Source organism: Mesocryomonas lacus (assembly GCF_055730135.2).
In genome coordinates this window covers 1-820 of sequence record NZ_JBUZWE020000054.1, presented here as the reverse complement: position 1 = coordinate 820, position 820 = coordinate 1, and the positions used below count along the sequence as shown (strand labels likewise).

The 820-nt window shown below is 56.5% G+C and carries 1 protein-coding gene; it reads left to right on the top strand.

Annotation, left to right across the window (positions count from 1 at the left end; all coding sequences use genetic code 11):
* Window positions 1-91: 91 nt before the first annotated feature.
* The coding region (locus ACZLZY_RS24895; protein WP_472936644.1) for a HAMP domain-containing protein at window positions 92-820 on the top strand (729 nt) is incomplete at its 3' end.

The window sequence follows — 820 nt, the reverse complement described above, 5'->3', positions numbered from 1 at the left end:
AAAGCACCGCGCATCTTTCGATGCTCACATTGCCAAGTACGCAGATGCTGCGTCCGATATACCGAACGCCAAGCTATCCGCGGAGAAAGCTGTGGCAACGGCCGCAAGCTGGCAGCGCGAAATCGTAGAAAAATCGATCTCAATGGCGAAAGAGCCAAGCACTCTCGGTGCCGCTCGACAGTTAGCGCTCTCCGATGCAGCTGGCGCTTTCATCGATCCCTCTGAAGAAGCCGTCGATGCGTTGGCGGCGCTTACGAAAAGTCAGGCAGAGACCAACGCGACTGAGCAGCAGAGGGCTTATGGCGATAGCGTAATCACGCTTGTGATAGGTATCGCGCTACTGGTTCTTACCTCCCTCGGCATGGCGATCCTACTGTCGCGGGGCATTGCCGCACCTATCGTTCTGCTGCGTGGAGCGATGGAAAAGCTCGCTAGAGGCGATCGAACAGTCGAGATTCCAGCCACTGGACGAAAAGATGAAGTTGGGGCGATGGCGTCTACCGTGCTGACCTTCAAGCAAGCAGCAATCGAGCAAGTGCGTTTGGAAGAGGAAGCTGTTGCAAACCGTTCCGCTCAGGAGGCTCAGCGCGACCGTCAAACCCTTGTCGAAGCCGCAAAAGCCGATGATCTCAAACAATTCGTCTCGGCAGTCGAGGACGGATTCAATGATCTGTCGGCTGGTGATCTAACCACCCGGATGGATGGCGTCGTTGCGGCCGAGTTCGAACCGATCCGTTTGAAATTCAACGAGAGCATAGCAGCACTTGAGGAAACCATCGGCGCTGTCGTTTCCGGGGTTGGCGCTATGCGCACCGGCCTC